General features: G+C 69.3%; 17 protein-coding genes. 11 read left to right on the top strand and 6 right to left on the bottom strand.

What is annotated here, in order from left to right:
* Nucleotides 1-72: 72 nt before the first annotated feature.
* Genes fliF through AC0KUR_RS17180 form a run of 6 tightly spaced genes read left to right on the top strand, consistent with a single transcriptional unit; the run spans nt 73 to nt 6,901 of the window.
* On the top strand, nt 73-1,836 hold the full coding sequence (gene fliF, locus AC0KUR_RS17155; protein ID WP_124609225.1) for a flagellar basal-body MS-ring/collar protein FliF: 1,764 nt from the start codon (nt 73-75) through the stop codon (nt 1,834-1,836).
* Entirely contained in the window at nt 1,826-2,821 is a 996-nt protein-coding gene (fliG, locus tag AC0KUR_RS17160; RefSeq protein ID WP_049029801.1) for a flagellar motor switch protein FliG, read from the top strand. The genes fliF and fliG overlap by 11 nt, the downstream gene beginning before the upstream one ends.
* Nucleotides 2,814-3,497, top strand: coding sequence for a flagellar assembly protein FliH (gene fliH, locus AC0KUR_RS17165; protein WP_034190271.1), 684 nt, complete (start codon nt 2,814-2,816; stop codon nt 3,495-3,497). The genes fliG and fliH overlap by 8 nt, the downstream gene beginning before the upstream one ends.
* A 32-nt stretch (nt 3,498-3,529) precedes the next feature.
* A complete protein-coding gene (gene fliI, locus AC0KUR_RS17170; RefSeq protein ID WP_473376225.1) occupies nt 3,530-5,035 on the top strand; it encodes a flagellar protein export ATPase FliI in 1,506 nt (501 codons plus the stop codon).
* A gap of 5 nt (nt 5,036-5,040) precedes the next feature.
* Nucleotides 5,041-5,499: a flagellar export protein FliJ gene (gene fliJ, locus AC0KUR_RS17175; protein WP_034190269.1), complete on the top strand. Its 459-nt coding sequence runs from the start codon at nt 5,041-5,043 to the stop codon at nt 5,497-5,499.
* A 31-nt stretch (nt 5,500-5,530) separates the two neighbouring features.
* A complete protein-coding gene (locus AC0KUR_RS17180) occupies nt 5,531-6,901 on the top strand; it encodes a flagellar hook-length control protein FliK (RefSeq protein ID WP_473376210.1) in 1,371 nt (456 codons plus the stop codon).
* 29 nt (nt 6,902-6,930) lie between these two features.
* Here AC0KUR_RS17180 and AC0KUR_RS17185 read toward each other — a convergent pair whose 3' ends face one another.
* Complete coding sequence (locus tag AC0KUR_RS17185; RefSeq protein ID WP_473376211.1) at nt 6,931-8,571, bottom strand: GMC family oxidoreductase; 1,641 nt, start codon at nt 8,569-8,571, stop codon at nt 6,931-6,933.
* A 722-nt stretch (nt 8,572-9,293) separates the two neighbouring features.
* On the opposite strand from AC0KUR_RS17185, the gene AC0KUR_RS17190 reads away from it, so the two are divergent.
* The gene (locus tag AC0KUR_RS17190; RefSeq protein WP_473376212.1) at nt 9,294-10,736 is read left to right on the top strand and encodes a coniferyl aldehyde dehydrogenase; all 1,443 of its coding nucleotides are present in this window, start codon (nt 9,294-9,296) and stop codon (nt 10,734-10,736) included.
* A gap of 81 nt (nt 10,737-10,817) precedes the next feature.
* Here the strand turns inward: AC0KUR_RS17190 and AC0KUR_RS17195 are convergent, their stop codons facing one another.
* Together AC0KUR_RS17195 and AC0KUR_RS17200 are read right to left on the bottom strand one after the other, a co-directional pair.
* A complete protein-coding gene (locus AC0KUR_RS17195) occupies nt 10,818-11,834 on the bottom strand; it encodes a serine/threonine protein kinase (RefSeq protein WP_473376213.1) in 1,017 nt (338 codons plus the stop codon).
* Between the two features lie 56 nt (nt 11,835-11,890).
* Nucleotides 11,891-12,103 (bottom strand): hypothetical protein, encoded by a 213-nt coding sequence (locus AC0KUR_RS17200; protein WP_006477514.1) that lies wholly within the window; start codon nt 12,101-12,103, stop codon nt 11,891-11,893.
* A gap of 655 nt (nt 12,104-12,758) precedes the next feature.
* Here AC0KUR_RS17200 and AC0KUR_RS17205 point away from each other — a divergent pair.
* A complete protein-coding gene (locus tag AC0KUR_RS17205; protein ID WP_034190263.1) occupies nt 12,759-13,646 on the top strand; it encodes a DMT family transporter in 888 nt (295 codons plus the stop codon).
* Nucleotides 13,647-13,951: 305 nt separating this feature from the next.
* Nucleotides 13,952-14,137 carry a hypothetical protein gene (locus tag AC0KUR_RS17210; RefSeq protein WP_011353526.1) on the top strand — a complete coding sequence of 62 codons (186 nt, stop codon included), beginning with the start codon at nt 13,952-13,954 and terminating at the stop codon, nt 14,135-14,137.
* A 112-nt stretch (nt 14,138-14,249) separates the two neighbouring features.
* Here the strand turns inward: AC0KUR_RS17210 and mgrA are convergent, their stop codons facing one another.
* Nucleotides 14,250-15,293, bottom strand: coding sequence for an L-glyceraldehyde 3-phosphate reductase (gene mgrA / locus AC0KUR_RS17215; protein WP_034190262.1), 1,044 nt, complete (start codon nt 15,291-15,293; stop codon nt 14,250-14,252).
* A 191-nt stretch (nt 15,294-15,484) separates the two neighbouring features.
* Here mgrA and AC0KUR_RS17220 point away from each other — a divergent pair, with 191 nt between their 5' ends.
* Nucleotides 15,485-15,691 carry a DUF3185 family protein gene (locus AC0KUR_RS17220; RefSeq protein ID WP_034190261.1) on the top strand — a complete coding sequence of 69 codons (207 nt, stop codon included), beginning with the start codon at nt 15,485-15,487 and terminating at the stop codon, nt 15,689-15,691.
* 151 nt (nt 15,692-15,842) lie between these two features.
* Here the strand turns inward: AC0KUR_RS17220 and AC0KUR_RS17225 are convergent, their stop codons facing one another.
* A complete protein-coding gene (locus AC0KUR_RS17225; RefSeq protein ID WP_049028738.1) occupies nt 15,843-16,616 on the bottom strand; it encodes a phytanoyl-CoA dioxygenase family protein in 774 nt (257 codons plus the stop codon).
* 352 nt (nt 16,617-16,968) lie between these two features.
* Between AC0KUR_RS17225 and AC0KUR_RS17230 the strand changes: the two genes are divergently transcribed.
* Nucleotides 16,969-17,310, top strand: coding sequence for a hypothetical protein (locus AC0KUR_RS17230; RefSeq protein ID WP_034190259.1), 342 nt, complete (start codon nt 16,969-16,971; stop codon nt 17,308-17,310).
* Between the two features lie 113 nt (nt 17,311-17,423).
* Here the strand turns inward: AC0KUR_RS17230 and metK are convergent, their stop codons facing one another.
* Complete coding sequence (metK, locus tag AC0KUR_RS17235) at nt 17,424-18,611, bottom strand: methionine adenosyltransferase (RefSeq protein WP_011546455.1); 1,188 nt, start codon at nt 18,609-18,611, stop codon at nt 17,424-17,426.
* Between the last annotated feature and the right edge of the window lie 92 nt (nt 18,612-18,703).

Consider the following 18,703-nt stretch of genomic DNA (forward strand, 5'->3'; position numbering starts at 1 on the left):
AATCGCATCGTGTCATTGTCCGCCCGCTCGTCCGAGCGGGCTCAGTGGTCCCGCTCCGGAGAAACTCGACGCATGGATTCGCAGGCCAACTCGCTGATCAACCCCGACGCCCGCGCGGGCCTCGCCAGCCCGGCGCCCGGCGCCGCCGCGGCCGCCGCGCTGCCGGGCGCGGGCGTCGCCGGCGCTGACTTCGGGCTGGGCGGCTTCGCGGAACGCATTCCCGGCATCTCGCGGATGAAGGGCAACCCGAAGCTGCCGTTCCTGATCGCCGTCGCGTTCGCGATCGCCGCGATCACCGCGCTCGTGCTGTGGAGCCGCGCGCCCGACTACCGCGTGCTGTACAGCAACCTGTCGGACCGCGACGGCGGCGCGATCATTGCCGCGCTCCAGCAGGCAAACGTTCCCTACAAGTTCGCCGACGCCGGCGGCGCGATCCTCGTGCCGTCGAACCAGGTGCACGAAACGCGCCTGAAGCTCGCCGCGATGGGCCTGCCGAAGGGCGGCTCGGTCGGCTTCGAGCTGATGGACAACCAGAAATTCGGCATCAGCCAGTTCGCCGAGCAGATCAATTACCAGCGCGCGCTCGAAGGCGAGCTGCAGCGCACCATCGAATCGATCAACGCCGTGCGCAGCGCGCGCGTGCATCTCGCGATCCCGAAGCCGTCGGTCTTCGTGCGCGACAAGGAAGCGCCGAGCGCGTCCGTGTTCGTCGACCTCTACCCGGGCCGCGTGCTCGACGAGGGACAGGTCCAGGCGATCACGCGGATGGTGTCGTCCGGCGTGCCCGACATGCCCGCGAAGAACGTGACGATCGTCGACCAGGACGGCAACCTGCTGACCCAGACCGCGTCCGCCTCCGGCCTCGACGCGAGCCAGCTCAAGTACGTGCAGCAGGTCGAGCGCAACACGCAGAAGCGCATCGACGCGATCCTCGCGCCGATCTTCGGCGCCGGCAACGCGCGCTCGCAGGTCAGCGCGGACCTCGATTTCTCGAAGGTCGAGCAGACGTCCGAAAGCTACGGCCCGAACGGCAATCCGCAGCAATCGGCGATCCGCAGCCAGCAGACCAGCAGCTCGACCGAACTCGCGCAGGGCGGCGCCTCCGGCGTGCCGGGCGCGCTGTCGAACACGCCGCCGCAGCCGGCGTCCGCGCCGGTGGTCGCCGGCAACGGCCAGAACGCGCCGCAGACGACGCCGGTCAGCGACCGCAAGGACCAGACGACCAACTACGAACTCGACAAGACGATCCGTCACCTCGAGCAGCCGATGGGCAGCGTGAAGCGGCTGTCGGTCGCGGTCGTCGTCAACTACCAGCCGGTCGCCGACGCGAAGGGCCACGTGACGATGCAGCCGCTGCCGCCCGCGAAGCTCGCGCAGGTCGAGCAGCTCGTGAAGGACGCGATGGGCTACGACGAGAAGCGCGGCGACTCGGTGAACGTCGTGAACAGCGCGTTCTCGACCGCGAGCGACCCGTACGCCGACCTGCCGTGGTGGCGCCAGCCCGACATGATCGCGATGGCGAAGGAAGCCGCGAAGTGGCTCGGCATCGCGGTGGCCGCGGCGGCGCTCTACTTCATGTTCGTGCGCCCGGCGATGCGCCGCGCGTTCCCGCCGCCCGAGCCGGCCGCGCCGGCGCTCGCGGCGCCGGAGGATCCGGTCGCGCTCGACGGCCTGCCCGCGCCGGCCAAGACGGAGGAGCCCGACACGATGCTGCTCGGCTTCGAAACCGAGAAGAACCGCTACGAACGCAACCTCGACTACGCGCGCACGATCGCCCGCCAGGATCCGAAGATCGTCGCCACCGTCGTGAAGAACTGGGTGTCCGATGAACGCTGAAGGCTTGACCAAGAGCGCGCTGCTGCTGATGTCGATCGGCGAGGAAGAGGCCGCGCAGGTATTCAAGTTCCTCGCGCCGCGCGAGGTCCAGAAGATCGGCGCCGCGATGGCCGCGCTGAAGAACGTCACGCGCGAGCAGGTCGAGGACGTGCTGCAGGAGTTCGCGAAGGAAGCCGAGCAGCACACCGCGCTGTCGCTCGATTCGAGCGACTACATCCGCTCGGTGCTGACGAAGGCGCTCGGCGAGGACAAGGCCGGCGTACTGATCGACCGCATCCTGCAGGGCAGCGACACGAGCGGCATCGAGGGCCTGAAGTGGATGGACTCGGGCGCCGTGGCCGAACTGATCAAGAACGAGCATCCGCAGATCATCGCGACGATCCTCGTGCACCTCGACCGCGACCAGGCATCGGAGATCGCATCGTGCTTCACCGAGCGGCTGCGTAACGACGTGATGCTGCGGATCGCGACGCTCGACGGCATCCAGCCGGCCGCGCTACGCGAACTCGACGACGTGCTGACGGGCCTGCTGTCCGGCAGCGACAACCTGAAGCGCAGCCCGATGGGCGGCATCCGCACCGCGGCCGAGATCCTGAACTTCATGACGAGCGTGCACGAGGAAGGCGTGCTCGAAAGCGTGCGCCAGTACGACGCCGATCTCGCGCAGAAGATCGTCGACCAGATGTTCGTGTTCGAGAACCTGCTCGACCTCGAGGATCGCGCGATCCAGATGGTGCTCAAGGAAGTCGAGTCGGAAACGCTGATCATCGCGCTGAAGGGCGCGCCGCCCGCCCTGCGCCAGAAGTTCCTCGCGAACATGTCGCAGCGCGCGGCCGAACTGCTCGCCGAGGATCTCGACGCGCGCGGCCCGGTGCGCGTGTCCGAAGTCGAGACACAGCAGCGCCGCATCCTGCAGATCGTGCGCAATCTCGCCGAGAGCGGCCAGATCGTGATCGGCGGCAAGGCGGAAGACGCGTATGTCTGATTCGGCGAGCGATCGCGTGGGCACCCTCACCGCGTACCAGCGGTGGGAGATGGCGTCGTTCGACCCGCCGCCGCCCCCGCCGCCGCCCGACGACGCGGCGGCCGCCGCCGCCGCGCTCGCCAAGGACCTGCAGCGCGTGCGCGACGCCGCGCACGCCGAAGGCCATGCCGCCGGCCACGTCGAAGGCCAGGCGCTCGGCTATCAGGCCGGTTTCGAGCAGGGCCGCGAACAGGGTTTCGAGGCCGGCCAGGCCGACGCGCGCGAACAGGCCGCGCAGCTGGCGGCGCTTGCCGCATCGTTCCGCGAGGCCGTGTCGAACATCGAGCACGATCTCGCGTCCGACATCGCGCAGCTCGCGCTCGACATCGCGCAGCAGGTCGTGCGCCAGCACGTGAAGCATGACCCGGCCGCGCTGGTCGCGGCCGTGCGCGACGTGCTCGCGGCCGAACCCGCGCTGTCCGGCGCGCCGCATCTCGCGGTGAATCCGGCCGACCTGCCCGTCGTCGAAGCCTATCTGCAGGACGATCTCGATACGCTCGGCTGGACCGTGCGCACCGACGCGTCGATCGAGCGCGGCGGCTGCCGCGCGCACGCCGCGACCGGCGAGGTCGACGCGACGCTGCCCACCCGCTGGCAGCGCGTCGCCGCCGCGATCGGCAAGGTGAGCACGTGGTAACGCGGCCGCCCGAGGCCCTCGCGCACGACGGCATGACGCCGCTCGAGCGCGAGCTCGCGCTCGCGTCGTTCGGGCCGGCCGCCGCGCACGATACCGCTCACTCCGCCGCGCCGCACGCGGGCGCCGACGCCGCTGCCGCCGCCCCGCGCGCGCCGCACAATCCGCATCTCGCGCACTGGCGCACGCACCTGAACGGGCTCGCCGCGCGCAGCCACCGCGCGCTGCCGCTGCGGCCCTGCGGGCGCCTCACGCGCGCGGCCGGCCTCGTGCTCGAGGCGATCGGGCTGCGCCTGTCGGTCGGCGCCGAATGCACGATCGAACTGCCGCCCGGCAGCACGCTGCCGCATGCGGAAGCCGAAGTCGTCGGCTTCGCCGGCGACCGCCTGTTCCTGATGCCGACCACCGACGTCGCCGGCGTCCTGCCCGGCGCGCGCGTGTGGCCGCGGGAGGCCGCGCCCGTCGCCGACCCGCTCGCGGGCGCGAAGCGGCTGCCGGTCGGCTGGGAGATGCTCGGGCGCGTCGTCGACGCGTCGGGCCGCCCGCTCGACGGCCTCGGCCCGCTCACCGCGAAAGTCGATGCGCCGCTGTCGGCGCCGTCGATCAATCCGCTCGATCGGGAGCCGATCCACCACGTGCTCGACGTCGGCGTGCGCGCGATCAACGCGCTGCTCACCGTCGGCCGCGGCCAGCGGATGGGCCTGTTCGCGGGCTCGGGCGTCGGCAAGTCGGTACTGCTCGGCACGATGGCGCGCTACACGAGCGCCGAAGTGATCGTGATCGGGCTGATCGGCGAACGCGGCCGCGAAGTGAAGGAATTCATCGAACAGATCCTCGGCGAGGACGGGCTCGCGCGCTCGGTCGTCGTCGCCGCGCCGGCCGACGTGTCGCCGCTGCTGCGGATGCAGGGCGCCGCGTACGCGACCTCGCTCGCCGAGTATTTCCGCGACCAGGGCAAGCACGTGCTGCTGCTGATGGATTCGCTGACGCGCTACGCGATGGCGCAGCGCGAGATCGCGCTGGCGATCGGCGAGCCGCCCGCGACCAAGGGTTATCCGCCGTCGGTGTTCGCGAAGCTGCCCGCGCTCGTCGAGCGCACCGGCAACGGGCCCGAGGGCGGCGGCTCGATCACCGCGTTCTACACGGTGCTGACCGAAGGCGACGACCAGCAGGATCCGATCGCCGATTCGGCGCGCGCGATCCTCGACGGCCACATCGTGCTGTCGCGCGCGCTCGCCGAGGCCGGCCACTATCCGGCGATCGACATCGAGGCGTCGATCAGCCGCGCGATGACGGCGCTGATCGACGAAGGCCATCTCGATCATGTACGGCAGTTCAAGCAGATGCTGTCGCGCTATCAGCGCAATCGCGACCTGATCGCGGTCGGCGCTTACGCACCCGGCCGCGACGCGCAGCTCGACCGCGCGATCGCGCTCTATCCGCGCATCGAGGCATTCCTGCAGCAGGGCTTTCGCGAATGCGCGCCGTTCGCACCGAGCCTCGCCGCGCTCGATGCGCTGTTCGACGCTTACGGAGGCTGATCCCGATGGCTCACGGCTTTCCCCTTCAACTGCTGCTCGACCGTGCGCAGGACGACCTCGACTCGGCCGCGAAGCAGCTCGGCACCGCGCAGCGCGACCGCACCGCGGCCGCCGAACAGCTCGACGCGCTGCTGCGCTACCGCGACGAATATCACGCACGCTTCGCGCAGTCCGCGCAACACGGGATGCCGGCCGGCAACTGGCGCAATTTCCAGGCGTTCATCGACACGCTCGACGCGGCGATCGCGCAGCAGCGCAACGTGCTGGCCGCCGCCGAAGTCCGCATCGACGAAGCGCGCCCGAACTGGCAGCAAAAGAAACGCACCGTCGGCTCGTATGAAATCCTGCAGGCGCGCGGCGTCGCGCAGGCAGCGACGCGCGAGGCCCGGCGCGAACAGCGCGACGCCGACGAACACGCCGCGAAGATCCTGCGCATGCGGGCCGACGCGGCCCGCTCGTCGTAACCGACCACCGCATTCGAACGAGAGAACCGACATGCCTCCCCTGCCCCTGCTCGGCGCGCTGCTCGATACCGCCGGCGCCGCACTCAAGGCCGCCCGCGGCGCGGGTTCATCCGCCGCCGGCAACGATGCATCGGCGACCGCGACCGCCGTGCCGTTCGCGCAGACGCTGAAGCAAAGCGTCGTCACGCGTCGCGACGCGTCGAGTACCGCCGCGCCCGATGCGTCGACGACGCAGGCCGCGTCGAAGCCGGCCGCCGGCACGAAGCCGTCGGGCACGGACGACGACGACAAGTCGACCGACGCCGCGAACGCGACGACCAGTCCGGACGCCGCCGCGCTCGCGGCCGCCGCGGCCGTGCAGGCGCAACTGCAGGCGCGCACGGACAACGCGGCGACGCCGGCCGATGCGGCTGGCACCGCCGCCGCTGCCGCTGTCGCCGACACGACGCAAAAAACGGCCGTGTCCGGCCAGCCCGACGCCACGGCGACGCTGGCCGATCATGCAACCCGGGATACGGCTGCCCTGCCGCTCGAACCGGCGTCGAGCCGCGACGCGCTGCAAGCCGCGCTCGCCAAGCTGACGGGCGGTGCGGGCGCGATCGCGCTGCCGGCAACCGGCACGTCCGCAGCGGCAACGACCTCGGCGCCGGCGGCTACCGCGTCGAGCGCCGCCGCGCCGCTGACGCCGAAGGTGCCGACGTTCGACCGTACGCTCGCCGATGCGAAAGGCGCGCTCGCCACCCAGCAGGCGCCGGCCCAGGCCACGCCGCAGGCGCTGCAGGCCGACGCGAACGCGCAGTCCGGCGCGCAGCATGCCCTCGCGGCCGCCGGCGACGCGACCGATCCGGCCGCCAGCGCGACGCTCGCGGCCGGCGCAACGGCCGCGGCCGCCGCGCAGGCGAACCTGCAGCTGTCGCCGGCCGCCGGTGCGATCGCCTCCGCCAACGCGCACGTGCTCGCGCCGCACGTCGGCAGCGCCGACTGGACGGACGCCCTGAGCCAGAAGGTCGTGTTCCTGTCGAATGCGCACCAGCAGAGCGCCGAGCTGACGCTCAACCCGCCCGATCTCGGGCCGCTGCAGGTCGTGCTGCGCGTCGCGGACAACCATGCGCACGCGCTGTTCGTGTCGCAGCACGCACAGGTGCGCGAAGCCGTCGAAGCCGCGCTGCCGAAGCTGCGCGAGGCGATGGAAGCGGGCGGGCTCGGGCTCGGCAGCACGACCGTCAGCGACGGCGGCTTCGCTTCCCCGCAGCAGAACCCGCAACAGACCTTCTCCGGCGGCCAGTCGTCGCGGCGCGGAAACGGCGAACCGTCAGCCGTCGATGCACCGGCCGACGTTGCGCAATCCGCACCGGCCGCCGCGAGCGTGAGCCGCGCCGGCCTCGTCGATACGTTTGCCTGAGCATGGCCGCTGCCGTGCGCGCGCCGCGCTCAGCGGCCGTGCACCGCGGCAGCCGCCTCGCCGCGCGGTACCCCGCCCTTGCGCGCCGCGACGATGAAGTCCGCCGCGCGCTCGCCGATCATCACCGACGGCGCATTCGTGTTCCCGCCGACCAGTGTCGGCATCACCGACGCATCGACCACCCGCAGCCCTTCGACGCCGCGCACGCGCAACTGCGGATCGACGACCGCACGCGGGTCCGAGCCCATCCGGCACGTGCCGACCGGGTGGTAGATCGTGTCGGCATGCGCGACGATCGTCGCGCGCAGCTCGGCTTCGCTCTGGTCCGCCCGCGTGTACAGCTCGCGGCCGCCCTGCGACGCGAGCGGCGCCTGCGACAGGATGCGGCGCATCGCCTGCGTGCCGCGCACGAGCAGGTCGAGATCGCGTGAATCGCTGAAGAAGCGCGGATCGATCAGCGGCGCGTCGCGCGCATCGCCGCTCGCGAGCGCGACCGTGCCGCGGCTGAACGGCCGCAGCGCACACACGTGCAGCGAATAGCCGAACCCCCAGTGCATCTTGCGGTTGTGGTCGTCGACGAGCGCCGTGCAGAAATGCAGCTGCAGGTCGGGACGCTCGAGCGACGGATCGCTCTTGATGAAACCGCCGGCCTCCGCGACGTTGCTCGTCATCATCCCCGTGCGGCTCGAGAAATAGCGCGCGAGCGCGGGCGTCATCTTCGCGATCCCGCGCACGCACACGCCGACCAGCTCCGACGAATTCACGCGCGTGTTGATGATGAAGTCGATGTGGTCGATCAGGTTCGTGCCGACGTCCGGCGCATCCTGCACGACCGCGATCCCGTGCCGGCGCAGTTGCTCGGCCGGGCCGATCCCCGAACACATCAGCAGCTGCGGCGAATTGAACGCGCCGGCCGACAGGATCACCTCCGCGCGCGCGCCGAGCGTCTCGACGCGGCCGTTGCGCGATACCGCGACACCGACCGCGCGCTTGCCGTCGAAGCCGACGCGCAGCACCGTCGCATCGGTGATCACGTGCAGGTTCGGCCGGTTGCGGCCGTAGATGTACGCGCGCGCCACGCTGCAGCGCGAGCCGTCGCGGTGCGTGACCTGGTAGAAGCCGACGCCTTCCTGCGTCGCGCCGTTGAAGTCGTCGTTCAGCGGATAGCCGGCCGCGTGCGCGGCCTGGATGAATCGTTCGGAGAACGCATTGCGAAAGCGCAGATCCGACACCGTCAGCGGGCCGTCCGCGCCGTGCCATGCATCGGCGCCGCGTTCGTTGCCTTCCGCGCGGCGGAAATACGGCAGCACGTCCCGCCAGCCCCAGCCCGTCGCGCCGAGCTGCGCCCACTCGTCGTAGTCGCCCGGATGGCCGCGCGTGTAGATCATCGCGTTGATCGCGCTCGAGCCGCCCATCCCGCGCCCGCGCGGCTGGTAGCCGCGCCGCCCGCCGAGGCCCGGCTGCGGCACCGTCTCGTAGCCGTAGTTCGTGCCGAGCTTGAACGGCACCAGCGCCGCGATGCCGACCGGCATGTTGACGAGCAGGTTGCGCTCCGTATGCGAGCCGGCCTCGATCAGCGCGATCGTCGCATCGGGGCAGGCATCGGCGAGACGGCCGGCCAGGCTCGACCCGCCCGAACCGCCGCCGACGATGATGTAGTCGTATTGCATGTCACGTCTCCGTCGTGTCATGGAGGGCGCCCGGCACCGCCGCGCGACCGCGTCTCCTCTTGTAATGTTCGGGCATTGTAGGAACGGCCGTCGAATGCACGGCGCGCGGATTCAAGAGCGATTCCTCTAAACGCCCGCGTGAACTAAATTTAAGATGTATCGATTCGCTTCGCGCGATACGCCGGCCACGAGAAGCCGGTCCGTCGCGAAACGGGAGGGACGACGATGCAGCGCCGGATTCTGCAGGCCGTGTGCCGACCGGGTGGTCCGGATGTCACGCGCGCGGCCCGCATTTCATTTCAAACGGCCGCCCCCGCGGCGACGCTCGGCATCATGCGCGCGGTCGATCGAAATCGAACGGCACGGGTCGTCGCCGACCGTTTGGATAACGTATCGCCGCAGCCGCACGATGCATCGCGATACGGATCGGCAGACACGTCGCCCGGCGCCGCTTCGGTGCGCCGGCATGCGATCGCGCGGCAGCATCGCACGCCCGCTCGTCACCGCCTCGGGGCGCGCACGCGTGCCGTGCGACACGCGTGTCGACGGCGGACACCGTCGCGCGGATGCGACGCCCGCCGCGGGATGCAACCGGTTTTCGAGTACACGTCGCATCCGGCCCCGCGCCGCGCGACACGCATCACCCGATCCGCGCCGCCGCGCTCGCCGAGCGTGCGGCGTGACGGCCGGCCGGCCCGCCCGGTCCAACTGGAGGAGACGACATGAAGAACGACCTGCCCGAACTGGCCCCGCAAGCACTGCCGTCGGTCGACGCGCTGACGGCGCTGCTGCGCGACCAGCGCGCGGCGTACCTGCGCGCACCGTATCCGGCATGGGAGACGCGCATGCAGCACCTGCGCGCGCTGCGCACGATGCTGATCGACCATGCGGACGCACTCGCCGAGGCGATCAGCGCCGATTTCGGCCATCGCGCGAAGCAGGAAGTGCTGCTGTCGGAAATCTGGATGGCGAAGGAAGAGATCGACGACGCGCTGAAGCACGGCAAGCGCTGGATGAAGCCGATCCGCAAGCCGATGAACAAGTGGTTGCGGCCGGCGCGCGCGAAGGTGATTCCGCAGCCGCTCGGCGTGGTCGGCATCGTCGTGCCGTGGAACTATCCGGTGCTGCTCGCGGCCGGGCCGCTGATCTGCGCGCTCGCGGCCGGCAACCGCGCAATCATCAAGATGTCGGAACTGACGCCGCGCACGTCGGCCCTGTTCGAGCAACTCATCGGCAAGACCTTCACGCGCGACCACGTCGCGGTCGTGAACGGCGACGCGGAGGTCGGCGCCGCGTTCAGCGCGCTGCCGTTCGATCACCTGCTGTTTACCGGTTCGACGCATGTCGGCCGCCACGTGATGCGTGCGGCCGCCGACAACCTGACGCCCGTCACGCTCGAGCTCGGCGGCAAGTCGCCGGCCATCGTCGGCCCGAACGCGCGCTTCGACGCGGCCGTCGACGCGATCGTCGCCGGCAAGTCGCTGAATGCGGGCCAGACCTGCATCGCGCCCGACTACGTGCTGCTGCCGCGCGGGCTGGAAGCCGCGTTCATCGAGCGCGCACGGGCACGCTTCGCGAAGCTGTATCCGAACCTGGCGACGAACGGCGACTACACGACGATCGTGTCGCCGCGTCACTACGCGCGCCTGCAGCAACTCGCGAGCGACGCGCAGGCCGCCGGCGCGCAGCTGCATCCGCTGTCCGACGCACCCTCCGATCCCGCGTCGCGCCGCTTCGTGCCGTGCGCGGTCACGCAGGTGCCGGCCGCGTCGCAGTTGATGCAGGAGGAAATCTTCGGACCGCTGCTGCCGCTCGTGCCGTACGAGCGGCTCGACGAGGCGATCGCGTACGTGAATGCCCGCCCGCGTCCGCTCGCGCTCTACCTGTTCGACGAGGATGGCGGCACGATCGACCGCGTGATGCGCGAAACGATCTCGGGCGGCGTGACGATCAACGAAGCGCTGATGCACATCGCGTGCGGCAGCTTGCCGTTCGGCGGTGTCGGCGCGAGCGGCATGGGCGCTTACCACGGCTACGACGGTTTCGTGACGTTCTCGAAGATGAAGCCCGTGCTCACGCAAGCGCGCCTGAACACGCGCAACCTGCTTGCGCCGCCGTACGGCAAGCGCTTCGCCGCGCTGATCAAGCTGATGCTGAAGCTCTGAGGCAGCCGTATCGGACGGGCCGCGCGCATCGCGCCGCGGCCCTCGCCAGCCTGCCGCGCGGCGGGGATGCCGCGCGTGCCGTCACACGGGCCAGAGCGGCCCTTCCTGCATCGCGCCGATCTGCTCGCGCAACTCGAGCACGCGCGCTTCCCAGTAACGGTGCGTGTTGAACCACGGGAAGGCGGCCGGAAACGCGGGATCGTCCCAGCGCCGCGCAAGCCATGCCGCGTAGTGGATCAGCCGCAGCGTGCGCAGCGCTTCGACCAGATGCAGCTCGCGCGGCTCGAATTCGCAGAAATCCTCGTAACCGGCGAGCAGGTCCGCGAGCGCGCGCGACGCGCCTTCGCGATCGCCCGGCAGCAGCAGCCACAGATCCTGGACCGCCGGCGCCATCCGGCTGTCGTCGAAGTCGACGAAATGCGGGCCGGCATCGGTCCACAACACGTTGCTCGGATGGCAGTCGCCGTGCGTGCGCAGCAGGCGGATGTCGCCCGCGCGTTCGAACGCGGCCTCGACGCCCTCGAGCGCGAGCGCGACGGCCGTCTCGTAGGCCGGTCGTACGTCATCCGGAATGAAATCGTGCGCGAGCAGGTAGTCGCGCGGCTCGTAGCCGAACGTATGGATGTCGAGCACGGGACGCGCGACATACGGCTCGGTCGCGCCGACCGCGTGAATCCGGCCGATGAAGCGGCCGAGCCATTCCAGCGTGTCGCTGCGGTCGAGATCGGGGGCGCGCCCGCCGCGCCGCTCGAAAATCGAGAAGCGGAAGCCGTCGAACGCGTGCAGCGTACGGCCGTCGAATGTACGCGCGGGCACCGCCGGAATCTCGCGCGCGGCGAGTTCGGCGACGAACGCATGCTCTTCGAGAATCGCGTCGTCCGACCAGCGTGCCGGGCGATAGAACTTCGCGACGACCGGCGGACCGTCTTCGATGCCGACCTGGTAGACGCGGTTTTCGTAGCTGTTGAGGGCGAGCAGGCGCCCGTCGGTGCGCAGGCCGGCCGGTATCAGCACGCTGTCGAGCGCGTCGAGCACGCACTCGGGCGTGAGGCCGGCGAACGGCGGGCTGGCGGGAGAAGCGGAAGTGGCGTCTGTCATGCCCCGCATTGTGCCGCCAGCCGGACCGAAAGACGAGCGTCCGGTGCTGCGCCCGCTTAGTGAAGCGCCGCGCCGGCCGGCAGCACGGATTCGCCGGTGTCGATCAGGTCCTCGAGAAAGAACGGCTCGGTGTTGAGTTCTTTCGACTCACCCGGCACGCCCGCGTACCAGGTCACCATGGCCATGTCGCCCAGGATGCGCTGGACGATGCCGCGCGCGCCCTTCGGCACCGCGATATGGGTAGTGCAGACAATCGACCCGATATGCATGATGGTTCCCCACTCTTGACTCTTGAAACCCGGCCCGCTGGCGGGCCGGCAAATGCACGATCCGCGCCGCTCTCGACGAAGCGTTGCGCGTCATCCCATTGTTCACGGTTTATCGAAGCACGAAAAGAAGAAGAAGCAGGCGAAGTGCCGCGAATTCGTCGAATGTCTCCAATCAACCACTGCGCCGGGCACGTACTTGCCCGCCCGGTTACCCCCATCATACCCTGTCGAATGTGACTGCCCGCCGAAACCGCCCGGCACGCCGGCACGCACGTGATCGACGCATCGCGTCGTTCGTGATGCGACGCCGCCGACAAAGGTTGCGCTCGATCCTTGCCTTGCGGTACCTTTGGCCTTCATCCGCGTTCAATCGCCTTCCGACACGATGCATCCGCTCACGTCCGCCCTCGCCCAATCCCGGCCGCAGTTCGACTCGCGGCCGCAGGCGTGCGCGCATCCGTCGGTCCTGCCTCCTCCTGTCGCACCGCCGCTCGTCGGCGCCGCGCCGCCCCCTCCGGCAGCGCGCGCCGGCTGACCAGCCGGCTGCCGTTTCGTCTTCCATTCGCCCCCGCTGGCCGCAGTGCGTGCGTCGTCACGTACCGCCTGTTGCCGCGCGCGGATGGAACGTTCCGATCCGTTCGACAGGTGGATTCACATGGTTTCGTTCAAACGCGCGCTCGCCGCGCATGGCGCGACATCGCTCTTCGTGCTGCTGTGGAGCAGCGGCGCGATCTTCTCCGAACTCGGTCTGCGTCACGCGTCCGCATTCGCCTTTCTCACCGCGCGCTTCGCGCTCGCGTCGCTCGTGCTGCTCGCGCTGGCCGTCATGCGCAAGCGCTGGCTGCCGCCGCGCGGCGAGCGGCGCATGGCCGCGCTGACCGGCGTGCTGATGATGGGCGGTTATTCGATCTTCTACCTGCTCGCACTCGAGCGCGGGATCGCGCCCGGTGTGCTCGCAACGATTCTCGGCGTACAGCCGATCCTCACGCTCGCGATCGTCGAGCGACGCTGGCAGCCCGTGCGCGTCGCGGGTCTCGCGCTGTCGCTGGCCGGGCTCGCGCTCGTCGTGTGCCGGGGCGCGAGCGGCGGTGCGGGCGGCCTGTCGGCGGCAGGCATCGCGTGCGCGCTCACCTCGCTCGTCGCGCTGACCGCCGGCTCGCTGCTGCAAAAGCGCGTACGCGCGGCGCCCGCCGACGTGCTGCCGCTGCAGAATGCGATCGGCCTTGCGCTGTGCGTCGCGATCGTGCCGTTCCGGCCGGTGTCGTTCGAGACGAGCTGGGCGTTCGTCGTCCCGCTGCTGTGGCTCGGCGTCGTGATTTCGGTGATCGCGCAACTGCTGTTCTACCGGTTGATGCAGCGCGGCGATCTCGTGAACGTGACGAGCCTGTTCTATCTCGTGCCCGTCGTCACCACGCTGATGGATGCCGTGTGGCTCGGCAACCGGCCGGAGCCGCTCGCGCTCGCCGGCATGGGGGCGATCGTCGCGGGGCTCGCGCTCGTGTTCCGCGCATCGGCCGCCCGCGCGCAACCCGAGCGCGCGTAAGCGTGCGGGCCGCCGCGCCGCGCTGCGGTGCGGCGGCCCGCATCGGACACATGCGCCCAGCGCGCGAAAAACGAAAGGAACGGGAAAGATACGCGCAAGGCGTTCGTCTGGCTTGCGGAAAAAATGCGTGTTTCCGCGGGCTTTCCGCTGATTTTTAATGGTTCGGATAGCGAAAAGCGCCGCCGGTTGCCTATACTCGAATTGACCGCCCCGCTCGCAAACGGGTCGGGCCAACACTAGAAACACCCGGCATGGGGCCGAATCAAGCGCCAACGCGCTGACTCCGGCCGGCACTGGAGACACGCATGACGACCTATTTCACGATCGGCGACTTCATCCTGTTGATTCCGATGGCGCTGGCCGGAGCGCTGTTTCTCGGCGCGGTACCGTGCGCCACCGAATTCCGTCACAACCTGCTGCGCGTGCTCGGCGTCATCCTCGGCGTCGGCGTCGCGGTGTTGCTCGTCGAAGGCCTGCCTGCGCTGATCTAGCGCGGCACCCGGCGTTATCGCACGCATCGCTGCGCCGCGGCGATGCGAGGGGTTGCCCGCACGCCCGCGATACGGCACGCGAGATCGTTTCGCATGCCGTATCGACTGCCGGTCAGATCGCCTGATCGGTGGACGGCTTTTCCCACAGATTGATGCCGCCTTCGGTCGCGTAACGATCGATCTCCGCCAGTTCCTCCGCCGAGAATTCGAGGTTCTTCAACGCGCCGACGTTTTCGCGCACCTGCTCCGCACGGCTCGCGCCGATCAGCGCGGACGTCACGCGGCCATTGCGCAGCACCCACGCCAGCGCCATCTGCGCGAGGCTCTGCCCGCGCCGCTCGGCGATCGCGTTGAGCTTGCGCACGTGCTCGAGGTTGTCCGCGCTCAGGTGATCCTGCTTCAGCGAGCCGCCGCCCGGCTTGTTCACGCGCGCGTCGGCCGGCACGCCGTTCAGGTATTTCGACGTGAGCAGGCCCTGCGCGAGCGGCGTGAACGCGATGCTGCCCGCGCCGACGTCGTCGAGCGCGCCGAGCAGGTCGCCCTCGATCCAGCGGTTCAGCATGTTGTACGACGGCTGATGGATCAGCAGCGGCACGCGGTACTGCGCGAGCAGTTCGGCCATCTCGCGCGTCTTCGCGGCCGAATACGACGAGATGCCGATGTAGAGCGCCTTGCCTTGCTGCACGGCCGACGCGAGCGCGCCCGCCGTTTCCTCGAGCGGCGTGTGCGCATCGAAGCGGTGCGAGTAGAAGATGTCGACGTAGTCGAGCCCCATGCGCTGCAGGCTCTGGTCGAGACTCGCGAGCACGTACTTGCGCGACCCGCCGCCGCTGCCGTACGGCCCCGGCCACATGTCCCAGCCGGCCTTCGTCGAGATCAGCAGCTCGTCGCGATACGGCCGGAAATCCTCCTTCAGCAGCCGGCCGAAGTTGGTTTCGGCGCTGCCGTACGGCGGCCCGTAGTTGTTCGCGAGATCGAAATGGTTGATGCCGAGATCGAACGCGGTGCGCAGGATCTCGCGCTGCGTCGAGATCGGCGTCGAGTCGCCGAAGTTGTGCCACAGGCCAAGCGACAGGGCGGGCAGTTTGAGCCCGGATTTGCCGCAGGTGCGGTATTGCATGCCGGCATAACGTTCGGAAGCTGCTTCGTAGGCCATGAATAATTCCCGTCAGGACATCGGACAGAAGGACGCGCGCCGGCCGCGCACGGCGCGGCGGCGGCGAAGGAGTCGTACGACGACTATGTTAGCGAAAGCGGCCGGAACGCGCACGGCCGCGTCGCGATGGACGCGACCGCGGTCGTCGCCTACACTGCGGCGTCTCGAATCACCGTTTCAGCGAGGTTGGTATGTCCCGGGTCATCTCGGTTGCATTGCTCGTCGGCGGCGTCGTGCTGCTGTACTTCGGCGGCCAGTCGTTCCATTCGATCAACGACAACGTGTCGCGCTTCTTCACCGGTTCGCCCGCGACGAAGACGATCCTGCTGATCGTCGGCGGGGCCGTCGCATCGCTCGTCGGCCTGATCGGCCTCGCGATGCCGGGCGCCAAGCGCTGATCGCGCGGCCGCACCGCGCACGCACGGCCCGCGTCCTGCGATCGGGCCGCGCCAAACGAAACGGGCGGCCAGGCCGCCCGTTGCTTCATGCGCCGGCGATGCGCCGCATCGCCCGATACGTCGCGGCATCTGCGCGCCGCCCGATTCGCACCTAGAACTGCACTTCCGGCTTCGACGCCGAGCGCGTGCCGGGCACCGGCCGGTTGCTCGCGCCGTGGTACGTGTACACGAGCGAGAATTTCACCTGGTCGGAGCGGTTCTGTCCGGCCGAATGCAACGTGTTGCAGTGGAAGAACACGACATCGCCCGTCTGCAGCGGCGGGCAGGTGGCCGCGTCGATCAGCTTGCGGTTCTCGGGCAGGTCGCCGCGGAAAAACTTCGCGTCGTCGAACGCTTCCGGCCCGAATTCCGCCGTATGCGAGCCCGGCACGAGCCACAGCGCGCCGTTCTCGTTCGTTTCCGGCCCCAGCGCGAGCCACACCGACACCATGTCGGGACGCGCGAACGACCAGTAACGGAAATCGCGGTGCCACCCCGTCAGGCTGCCGTACGCGGGATGCTTCGTCATCATGCAGTTGTGATGCGCGCGCGACAGCACGGGCTCTTCACCGAAATACTCGCGCATCCACGCGCCGATTTCGGGGGCGATCGCCCGTTCGGCGAACGCCGGATCGCGCGAGTACGCATCGAGCAGCCGCCGCACCGTGTGCCCGCCCGGCGCATGCTTCGACTCGGGCGCGCCCGGGTAGCGCAGATCGGCTTCGAATTCGATCGGCTCGGCGGCCTCGCGCAACTGGCGCTCCGCGATCTGCCTGAGCGTCGCGCACTGCTGCTCGCCGACGAGGCCGCGCGCGACGACGAAGCCGCGCTCGCGCAATTCCGCGACTTGCGCGCGGATCGATTCCGACTGCAATGAAGACGACATGGGATGCCAGACGTTTATTGTGTGAATGTGACGATTGTAAATCGGCGCCGGATGCCGCGAACAGCGCCATTGTCGTGCGCAGGGGCATGCCAATCGCGGATTTGATCCGGCTCAAGGGAACTGTTCGTCGCGACACCTGCCTCACCGACAGGCGGTATGCGGCACACGCCTTGCGGCTCAAGGGTTTATCGCGACTTTTGCCCGTCATGAATCCCCTGTAGCCTGTCGCGGCCTGTCAATTCTGGCGGGCGCGGCGCGCAGCGAGTTTCGGTAAGATCCGTTGCGCCATCCGAGGCCGTTCATACCAGTGCGCTCTCCAGGGCGCCACCCATACAAGCGAAGCATCGTTCACATGCCATTCCGTCTGACTTCCCGTTTCAACCGCGCTGCGAAGCGCGTCGTGCCGCCCGCTCCTGCCCGCTCGCTGCGCCATCACCGCGCCCGCACGCAGGCGCTGGCCGAGCGTACGCCCGCGCACAGCCGGCTGGACGGTATCCGTGCGTGGTTCCACGCATTTTTCTCGATGATGAGCGCGCAGGCATTCACACGCCGTGCCGGCCTGCGCTCGCTGCTGCAGAAGCCGTCGTCGCTGCGCGCGCTCGCGTTGCGCCGCGCGCTCGGCCCGCAGCGCCGCATCAACCGCCCGCGCCGCCTCGCGGCCAGCAACGGCTGGTTCGGGTTCGGCGCACGCTGAACGCGCGCCGGCGGGCACACCCGCCCCGCCACGATCGCCGCCGTTGCGCCGGCGATCGGCACCCATAAAAAAACCCCGGCAAGCCGGGGTTTTTCTTTGCGGGCGAACGACGCTTACGCGACGCGTGCCGTCGGCTCGACGCCAGCCGCTTCGGCCAGGGCGAGCGCCTTGTCGGTCGCTTCCCACGAGAATTCCGGCTCTTCGCGGCCGAAGTGGCCGTAGGCAGCGGTCTTCTCGTAGATCGGGCGCAGCAGGTCGAGCATCTTGATGATGCCCTTCGGACGCAGGTCGAAATGCTCGCGCACGAGCTTCGTGATCACCGCATCCGACACGCGGCCCGTGCCGAACGTGTTGACCATCACCGAGGTCGGCTCGGCCACGCCGATCGCGTACGACACCTGGATCAGCGCGCGCGACGCGAGGCCGGCGGCGACGATGTTCTTCGCGACGTAGCGGCCTGCATACGCGGCCGAACGGTCGACCTTCGACGGATCCTTGCCCGAGAACGCGCCGCCGCCGTGCGGTGCGGCACCGCCGTACGTGTCGACGATGATCTTGCGGCCGGTCAGGCCGCAATCGCCCTGCGGGCCGCCGATCACGAACCGGCCGGTCGGGTTCACGAGGAACTTGATGTCGCCCTTGATCAGCTCGGCCGGCAGCGTCGGCTTGATGATTTCCTCGATCACGGCTTCGCGCAGCGCCGGCAGTTCGATGTCCGGTGCGTGCTGCGTCGACAGCACGACGGTGTCGATCGAATCGGGCTTGCCGTCGACGTAGCGGACCGTCACCTGCGACTTCGCGTCCGGACGCAGCCATTGCAGGCGGCCGTCGCGGCGCAGGCTGGCCTGGCGCTCGACGAGGCGGTGCGACAGGTAGATCGGCAGCGGCATCAGTTCCGGGGTTTCGTCGCACGCATAGCCGAACATCAGGCCCTGGTCGCCCGCGCCTTGGTCGAGGTTGTCGTCGTGAGCACGATCGACGCCCTGCGCGATGTCCGGCGACTGCTTGTCGTACGCGACGAGCACCGCGCAACCCTTGTAGTCGATGCCGTAGTCGGTGTTGTCGTAGCCGATGCGCTTGATGGTGTCGCGCGCGATCTGGATGTAGTCGATGTTGGCCGTCGTGGTGATTTCACCGGCCAGAACGACGAGACCCGTGTTGCACAGCGTTTCGGCCGCTACGCGGGAATATTTGTCCTGCTCGAGGATGGCGTCGAGAATCGCGTCCGAGATCTGGTCCGCGACTTTGTCCGGATGGCCTTCGGAGACGGATTCGGACGTGAAGAGATAATCGTTTGCCACTTTTTCAGGCTCCTGTGTGGTTACGGTTGGTTTCACGTAGCCAGCTTCGTTGGGCCTGAAGCGGCGACGCTTTAGCGGATTACCAGGACCGG

This window comes from Burkholderia sp. YHN3-13, assembly GCF_055810675.1.